The sequence below is a fragment of the Sinomonas sp. G460-2 genome, from assembly GCF_047759905.1.
Classification (GTDB): Bacteria; Actinomycetota; Actinomycetes; order Actinomycetales; family Micrococcaceae; genus Sinomonas.
The window spans coordinates 1-8,172 of record NZ_JBKZWT010000162.1 but is presented as its reverse complement, the minus strand read 5'-3'; the positions used below and the strand labels follow the sequence as shown (position 1 = coordinate 8,172).

Below are 8,172 nucleotides of genomic sequence, written 5' to 3'. Positions count from 1 at the left end.
TTGGCGCAGTGCCCTCGTCGGCGAGGCTTGCCATCTCGACCAGGAGCGCTTCGGTGAGGCGCCGCTCGAGTGCCCGGTGGTCGGGTCGTCCGGCGAGGTTGTCGAGCTCGCCGGGGTCGGAGGTGTGGTCGTAGAGCTCGGCCTCCCGGGCCCCGAAGTAGCGCGTGAGCCGGCCCTCCGCGGTGATGACGGTGCGCATCCGGACCGGCCCGGGGAGCCCGGGGAGTCCGAAGGGCTGGTCCTCTTCGACGAGGAGTGCAGTCCGGTGGGACTCGGTCGTCCCTCCGAGGACCGGGAGGAAGGACCGGCCTTGGATCCCGCGGAACGGGGCGGCGCCGGTGAGCTCCATGAGTGTCGGGACGAGGTCGGGGCTGGAGACGAGCGCCTCGGTTCGGCGCGGGGCGGTCCCGGGCACGGCGACCACGAGGGGGACGTTGGTCACGGCTCGGTAGTGGCTGAAGTGCTTGAGCATGAGCCCGTGGTCGCCGAAGAGGTCGCCGTGGTCTCCGGTGAAGACCACGATGGTGTCCTCGGCGAGTCCTTGCGCCTCGAGCTCGGCCAGGATCCGCCCGATCTGCTCGTCCATGAGGGTGATGAGCCCGTATTGGGCCGCGGCAGCGTGCCGGTACTGCTCGGCGGTGGCAGCCCAGGTCATGGTCGGGTCGCTCCCAGGCTGGCCGCGGCGCGCCATCATGTGGCGGATGTGCTGCGGGGAGCGGGTGTGGTCCTGGTCGAAGCCCAAAGGGAGCGGGATGTCCTCGGGGCGGTAGAGCGCGTCGTAGCCCTTCGGCGGCGAAAACGGGTGGTGTGGGTCCGGGAACGAGACGAACAGGAAGAAGGGTGCGTCCTGCCCCGCGGCGTCCTTGAGGTGCTCGATGGCCTTCTCGGCGATGTAGGCGCTCGGATGCAGCTGTGCGGGGACCGCCGTCCGGTAGACCTGGTCCCAGCCGCTGTAGGCGGCGTCCGAATGCTCGCGGCCGCCGACGGCGTCGGGGTCGAGGCCCCTTTCGCGGGCCCAGTGCAGGTAGTGTCCGCCGGGGTGGTCGCCGTGGCCGACGACGAGGTCGACGTGCTGGTAGCCGTAGTAGTCAGGCGGCAGAGGGATGAAGCGTTCCTCGTGGGCCGTGCGGTCCTCCCAGCGGTCCCACCCCGTTCCTCCCCCTCGTGGCCGCGCGTCCTGGGCGTCCGGGTCGAGCAGGAGCCGCGCCGTGGCGTGGATCTCGGCCTGCTGCTCGGGTTCGAAGTCCCAGCCCATGTTCTGGTGGTGGAGCTTGCCGACACCGATGGTGCGGTACCCGCACTGGGCGAGCGAGCGCATGAGCGTGCGGGAGTCGGGGTCGAGCGGGATGCCGTTGCAGCGCGTGCCGTGCGCGGACGGCCAGCGGCCGGTCGCGAGCGAGGCACGGTTGGGCATGCACGTCGGGTTGGCCGCTGTCGCGTTCCCGAACACCACACCGCGCGCGGCGAGGGCATCGAGGTGCGGGGTGTGCACGACGGTGTTGCCGCCGAATCCGAGGTGGTCGGCGCGCAGCTGGTCGGCGACGATGACCAGGACATTCGGCCGCCGGGGCGGCTGCCGGCGGCTGGCAGCGGCGACGTCGGAGCGGCTCACGCGGGCCTCTTGATCAGCGAGAGCACCTCGGTGCGCCTCTCGGCGAACTCGGGCAGCGAGCGCGTGCCGATCTGGTCGCGTGGGGAGGGGAGCTCGACGTCGACGATGCGCAGCACGCGGGCGGGCTTGGAGCCGAGGACCACGACGCGGTCGGCGAGGTAGACGGCCTCGTCGATGTCGTGGGTGACGACGAGGATCGTCATGCCGAAGTCCTCGCGGATCCTCAGGCACAGGTCCTCGAGGTCGAACCTCGTCTGGGCGTCCACCGAGGCGAAGGGCTCGTCCATGACGAGGATCTCGGGCCGGTACGCCAGGGCCCTGGCGATGGCGACGCGCTGCTGCATGCCGCCGGAGAGCTGCCACGGGTACTGGTCGTGGGCGTGGGCGAGTCCCACGGCCACGAGGGCCTCGTCGCAGCGTGCCTTCACCTCTGCCCGGGGCAGCCGGAGGTGCCGCAGGGGCAACAGGACGTTCTTCCGAACGGTGAGCCATGGCATGAGCGAGCGGCTGTAGTCCTGGAAGACCAGCGCCATCTCGGGAGGAGGTCCGCTGATCGTGCGTCCGTCGATCGCGGCGTGCCCGCCGGAGGCGGGCTGGAGGCCCGCGAGGCACTTCAGCAGCGTGGTCTTGCCGACGCCGGAGGGGCCGACGATGCACGCGAGCTCCCCCACGGCGACGCTGAAGGTGAGGTCCTCGATGACCTTCTTCGCTGCCTCGCCGGTGCCGTAGCTCTTGGCGAGGTGGAGGACGTCGAGCCTGGCCCGGTGCTGGGCGGGGGTGCTGGTCTCCATGGCGGTGCCCCTCTGGTGGGCGTAGGCGGTCTCTGGTGTTCTCATGATGCGCGGGCCAATCTGCGGGAGCCGATGTACCAGGCCAGCACGCGGCGGCGGACCAGGTCGAAGAGGGTGTTGGCGGCGAAGCCGATCACGCCCAGGAGGAGGATCCCCGACCACATGTCCGGGATCATGAAGCTCTGCTGGGCGAGCAGCGTCATGGCGCCGATGCCCTGCGAGGGGCCGAGCATCTCCGAGGCGATCATGACGACGAAGGCGGTCTGCAGGCTCACCTGCAGGCCTGAGAAGATCTGCGGGGAGGCTGCCGGGAGGAGGACAGCGACCACGCGTTCCCCTCGGGAGAGGCGGTAGACCCGGGTGACGTCGAGGAGGCCGCGGTCCACGGCGCGGAGGCCGTCGACGGTGGCGATGAACGTCGGGAAGAACGCCGCGAGGGCGATGCTCGCGATCCGCATCTCGGGGCCGAAGCCCATGAGGGAGATGAAGATCGGCACGAGCGCGACAGGGGGGATGCCGCGGAGGAAGTGGATCAGGGGGTCCACGGCCCACCGCACCGGTGCGGACAGTGCGGTGACGAAGCCGACGGCGACGGCCGCGAGTGACGCGATGGCATAGCCGAGGGCGAGGTTGCGCAGGCTCAGGAGCACGTCGGAGCCGAAGTGGTCGAAGAGCCAGAGAGCGCGAAAGCGGTCCAGGATGTCCGCCAGCGGCGGGAAGAAGGCGTCGGTCGAGTCCGCGGAGGCAAACCACCAGGCCGCGAGCAGGGCCGAGGGCGTCCCGACGCCCACGAGCCACAGGACGAGCGCGTTGGCAGAAGCCCGCTTCATCAGTGCACCGCCTCCCGGTAGGACTCGTGCCAGTGCAGCAGGCGCCGTTCGGCGGAGCGGGTGCCTGCCTGGAAGAGCAGGCCCAGAACACCCAGGACGATCACGAGCGCGTACATGGTCGGTTCGTCGCCGCCGGCCTGGGCGAGGTACAGGCTCTGGCCGAGGCCGGGTCCGCCGCCGAGGAGCCCGGCCACGACTGTGATGATGAGCGCGGCCGGGGCCGAGATGCGCATCGCAGTGCCGATGTACGGCATCGCGCTGGGCAGCACGATCCGGGCGAGGATCTCACCCGCCCCCATGCCATAGGAGCGGGCGGTGTCCCTGGCCACGGGGTCGGTGCTGTGCACGCCGTCGACGGTCTGCATCACGATCGGCACGAGGCAGCCGAGGAACACCAGGAACCCGGACATCTGGCCGGTGGGGCCGAGGACGAGGACGACGAGCGGGAGGATGACGATGGGCGGGATGGGCTTGAGGAACTCGAGCGCGGCCCGGGTCGCGTAGCGGACCGGCTCGAAGCTGCCCACAAGGATGCCGATCGCGATGCCTGCCGCAGCAGAGGCGGCCAGGCCAAGGAGGGCGATCCCCACGGTCTGCGCGAGAGCGTTCCAGAACTCCGCGCTCGTCAGGAGCAGGCCGAGGTCGGCGGCGACGCTGCCGATCGAGGGCAGGGACCCGCCCGCCGCGCGGGCGGCCCAGGCGGCCTGCCACAGCAGCAGCGCGGCCGCGAAGCCGGCGGCGCCGACGGCGGCCGGCTTGAGCGAGATTCTCATGATTCCTTCTCCCTTGGTTTCCAGCCTGGGTCTCAGCTGCCGAGGATGAGGTCAGCGGGGAGCTTCAGCGGCGTCTTGAGGTAGCCGAGCTCGGCCATGGAGTCGTCGACGCGCTGGATGTCCTCTGTGGTGACCTTGTCCGGCCAGTAGTTCACCGCGCCGGACTTGACGACCTCGATGGGGTTGTTGGTGATCTGGGCGCTGAGCTGCTGGGCCTCCTCGAGGTGCTGGTTCGCGTAGGCGTTGGCCTTGTAGATCGCGGCCTTGAAGCCCTCGATGGCCTTGCGCTCCTTCTGCAGGGTGCCGTTGCCGGTCACCCACAGGCCCACGGCGCCGGCCTTGAAGAACTGCACGCCCGGGGAGGCGAGGAGCCGGTCGCCCTGGGAGATCGCCTTGGAGACGAACGGCGCGATGAGGGAGGCGGCGTCGACGCGGCCGGAATTCAGCGACTGAAGCGCCGAGGAGGGATCCAGGACCATCCAGTTCACCTTGGCGGGATCGCCGCCGTCGTCCTTGACCAGCTTGCTCACGGTGACCTCGAGCTGGGCCTTGCGGGCCGGGACGGAGACCGACTTGCCTTCCAGGTCCTTCGGGCGCGTGATCGGCGAGTCCTTCTGGACCAGGAGTCCGGTGTCGTCGACCTTGGTCATGTCCTTGTGGGCCATGGCCTGCTCGGAGTACCCGTCGGCGGCGGCGACCACGGTGAGCTGGACGTTGTTTCCCAGCGCATTCAGGAGCGGGATGGAGGGCGTGTAGGTGAGGTCGAGCTGGCCGCTCTGCGCCGCGGCGATGCCCGCTGGCGGGTTCGCCACCACAGTGGTCCTCACGTCCAGGCCCTGTTCCTTGAAGTAGCCCTTGTCGATGGCCAGCCTGATCCCGGCGTCGCTGCCGATGCCGATGGTGCCGACCTTGAGCATGGTGAGCGAGCCGGACGAGCCGGGGGCCGTGCTGGCGGTGGTGCTGCCGCCGCAGGCCGAGAGGGCGAGGGCGAGGACGGCGGCGAGGGCCGCGGGGATGCTTCGTCGCATGGAATGGTCTCCTCGTGATTGATGGGGAACGGACAGGGAAGGGGGTCAGAGAAGGGCGCGCTCGTGGACGGGCCGGCCGCCCGCGAGCGTCAGGACGATCTCGGCCTCGAGAAGCTCCTCGATTGCCGCGTCCTGGGGCCAGGGGCGGGAGAGCATGCAGAGGTCGGCGGCCATGCCGGGGATGAGCCTGCCCTTGAGGTCGTCCGCGTGGTCCTGCCACGCGGCGTCGGCCGTCATCGCGGCAAGCGCCCGGCGGCCGCCGATGCGCTCGGGATCATCAGGTACGCCAGATGTCGTGCGGGTTCCGCGGCGCACCGCGGCGACCACGGTCTCGCGCCAGTCGGTGCTCGCGACGGGCGCATCGGAGGCCAGGCTGAAGCGGATCCCGGCTTCGGCAGCGGAGTGCAGCGGCTGGTGCCGGGAGAAGCGTTCCTCGCCCAGCAGGTGCCGCATCGCATCGCCCGCACCATGGCGGATGAGCGGATTCGTGCTGTAGCCGATGCCGTGGCGTGCCATGCGGGCGAGCGTCTCGGGCCGGTCGAAGGCGCCGTGGATGATGTAGTGCCGGCGGCCCGGGTCGGTCCATTTCGCGAGGGCGTCGACGGCGGTCTCGGTTGCGGCGTCGCCGGTGGCGTGGATGCCTGCCTGGAGCCCCGCGGCGTCGATGAGGCGCAGGATGCTGGCCAGCTCCTCGACCCGTTCGTCCTCGGTGCGGCCGACGACCACGAGGCTTCCCCGTGTGCATTGGTCGCCGTAGGGTTCGGCCATCCAGGCAGTTCCGCTGCGGGGGATCCCGTCCGCGAACACCTTCACGCCGGCGATTCGGAGGAGGGCTGGGTCGATGCCCCGGTCGACGTACTCGCCCGCGAGCCCGCAGGCGAGGCCAGCCCGGACGGCACCAGCATCCGCCCCGCCGGTGCCCGCGAAGAGCATGAGGACCGTGGTTCGGATCGTCAGGGCTCCGGCCAGGGCGAGGTCGCCCAGAAGCTGCAGGGCGTCGGTGGACCCGGACCCATCCAGCAGGCCGGCACCGGCGGGGCCGAGGCCGGGCTCGGTGAGCGAGGTGATGCCCTGGGCATGGAGGCGGCCCTGCATCGAGAGCATGGCGTCGCGGAGCGTGGCTCGCGGGATCGGCGGAAGCGCTCGGTTGAGGAGTTCCATCGCCCCGTCCTGGAGCAGGCCGGTCAGCTCGCCGTGCTGGTCGCGGCCCACGACGCCGCCCGCTGGGTTGGCCACCGTCGTCTCGAGGCCCGCGCGCCGGAGCGCCTCGCGATTGGCGGCGAGCTGATGGCCGGTTGCGTCGAAGGCGACAACCGGGACGCTGGGGCGCACATCGAGGAGCTGGCCCGCGGCCGGGCCGATCAGGACGTCGTCCCAGCCCCTTGCGCGGACCCAGCCGTCTGCTCCGGGCTCAGCACGGTCGAGGACCGCCTCGACCGCCCGCCAGTCCGGCGCAGCCGCGGCGTCGACGGATACGTAGCCGAAGGCCGCCATGGAGGCCGCCGTGAAATGCAGGTGGGCGTCGTTGATGCCCGGGACGACTGCGCCCCCGCGGGCATCGATCAGGGTCGTGCGCGGGCCCGTTACCCCGGCGACATCGTGCGAGCCGACGGCCAGGACGCGTCCGTCCGCGACGGCCACGGCATCGGCGGTCCCGGAACGGTCCATCGCCAGCACCTCTGCGTTGACGATCGCCAGGCTGGCGCTCTGCGCCATGGTGCCTCCTCTGTGACCTGAACAACATCTCTGCCAAGGAGTATGTCGCGTGACTGGGTCATTTGACTAGGTTTAGCCGTAGAATTTTTCTACATCCGGAGAGGACAGCGCTCTCCTAGGATGGACGGACGAGATCGGAAGGCCTGAAATGCCCAGAGTTCCCACCGAAGAGCGGCGGCTGCAGTTCGTCGAGGCGGCGGCGCGAGTCATCGCGGCCGAGGGCCTTCCCGCGGCCACGACCCGCCGGATTGCCGCCGAGGCCGGCGCCCCACTCGCGGCCCTGCACTATTGCTTCCGGAACAAGGAGGAGCTGCTCCAGGAGGTCTACTACTTCCTGAGCCGGGACTACGCGAAGAGCCTGCCCCCGATCGGCGATCTGGCCGAGGGGCTCCCGTCGGTCATCCGCCAGCATGCTCGACGGATCTGGGAGCGCATGAGCCAGCGTCCGCACGAGCAGGTCACGACCTTTGAGCTGCTCCTGCGGCGCTTCCGCGAGGGGCCCGAGCGCGAGCCGGCCGCGCGCGAACAGAACCGCGGCATGTACGAGGGCTGGGTGTCATCGACGCGCGAGCTCTTCAGCTCCGCCGCCGAGGCATCGGGGCAGCCGGTGCCGGAGAACCTCGACCTCATCGCCCGGCTGTTCGTCTCCGGCATCGACGGGATCAGCATGCAGCATCTGGCCTACCCGGACGAGGAGCAGTCGCGGCGTCTCATCGAGCTGCTCGCCGACTCGCTCACGGCCCTCGTCAGCGCCCCCGTGGCGCACTAGGAGAGGGAGCGCCGGGTCGGACTCCGCTGGCGGCGTGGGCGCAGTGGGTGCCCTTCGCGTCCACCGTGCTGGTGTGGACCCCGTCGGACGAACACGACCCGGCATTCCTCGCCGACGAGCCCATCGAGGCGGCCAGGGGCGCGGCGCGAGCGGTCCGGAGGGAAGGCCCCAGGACCGCTGCCCGGCATCATGCCGGCTGCTTGCCTACCCCCAAGTCCGATGAATCCGACGCTGCAAGGACGCGGCCTTCAACACGGCGCAAAACCTCCCATCTACCGACTACGCCGTTGACCAGCCGATCGCGTGCACTGCGGCCTCGCCGGATTCGCTTGTCCCCGTCACCTTCGAAGCGGTAGCCCGCCACGCGGGCGTCTCACAGGCCTTCCTCTATGCCCAGCCCGACCTCCGCGCCGACATCGAACGGCTCCGCGCTGCGACCCGACGTGCGCCGGCGCCCGCGATCCCTGCCAGCCAGCGCGCCTCCGACGCCTCCCCGCTGGCCCGGTTGCACGCAGCCAACGAAGGCATCCGCACACTCACCGAGGAGAACGACAGGCTCCGCCGTCGGCTCACCCACGCCCTCGGCGACCAGCGGGCCGGCCAGCATGCCCGAGGGACCCAGCCGACCCCAGGGGAATCACGCTTGAATTGCA

The 8,172-nt window shown here is 70.6% G+C and carries 7 protein-coding genes; 1 reads left to right on the top strand and 6 read right to left on the bottom strand.

Annotated elements, in window-relative coordinates; translation table 11 throughout:
* The 6 genes from ACLN58_RS14295 to ACLN58_RS14270 form a co-directional block, all read right to left on the bottom strand.
* Nucleotides 1-1,612 (bottom strand): sulfatase (locus tag ACLN58_RS14295; protein ID WP_415855930.1); only part of this gene is annotated, 1,612 nt, incomplete at its 3' end.
* Nucleotides 1,609-2,403 carry an ABC transporter ATP-binding protein gene (locus ACLN58_RS14290; protein WP_415855929.1) on the bottom strand — a complete coding sequence of 265 codons (795 nt, stop codon included), beginning with the start codon at nucleotides 2,401-2,403 and terminating at the stop codon, nucleotides 1,609-1,611. The genes ACLN58_RS14295 and ACLN58_RS14290, both read right to left, overlap by 4 nt.
* A gap of 41 nt (nucleotides 2,404-2,444) precedes the next feature.
* Nucleotides 2,445-3,233 carry an ABC transporter permease gene (locus ACLN58_RS14285; protein ID WP_415855928.1) on the bottom strand — a complete coding sequence of 263 codons (789 nt, stop codon included), beginning with the start codon at nucleotides 3,231-3,233 and terminating at the stop codon, nucleotides 2,445-2,447.
* The gene (locus ACLN58_RS14280; RefSeq protein WP_415855927.1) at nucleotides 3,233-4,006 is read right to left on the bottom strand and encodes an ABC transporter permease; all 774 of its coding nucleotides are present in this window, start codon (nucleotides 4,004-4,006) and stop codon (nucleotides 3,233-3,235) included. Before ACLN58_RS14280 ends, ACLN58_RS14285 begins: the two co-directional genes overlap by 1 nt.
* A 32-nt stretch (nucleotides 4,007-4,038) precedes the next feature.
* Complete coding sequence (locus tag ACLN58_RS14275; RefSeq protein ID WP_415855926.1) at nucleotides 4,039-5,034, bottom strand: ABC transporter substrate-binding protein; 996 nt, start codon at nucleotides 5,032-5,034, stop codon at nucleotides 4,039-4,041.
* A 45-nt stretch (nucleotides 5,035-5,079) separates the two neighbouring features.
* The gene (locus ACLN58_RS14270) at nucleotides 5,080-6,750 is read right to left on the bottom strand and encodes an amidohydrolase (protein WP_415855925.1); all 1,671 of its coding nucleotides are present in this window, start codon (nucleotides 6,748-6,750) and stop codon (nucleotides 5,080-5,082) included.
* Nucleotides 6,751-6,898: 148 nt separating this feature from the next.
* Between ACLN58_RS14270 and ACLN58_RS14265 the strand changes: the two genes are divergently transcribed.
* A complete protein-coding gene (locus ACLN58_RS14265) occupies nucleotides 6,899-7,519 on the top strand; it encodes a TetR/AcrR family transcriptional regulator (protein ID WP_415855924.1) in 621 nt (206 codons plus the stop codon).
* The last annotated feature ends 653 nt before the right edge of the window (nucleotides 7,520-8,172 follow it).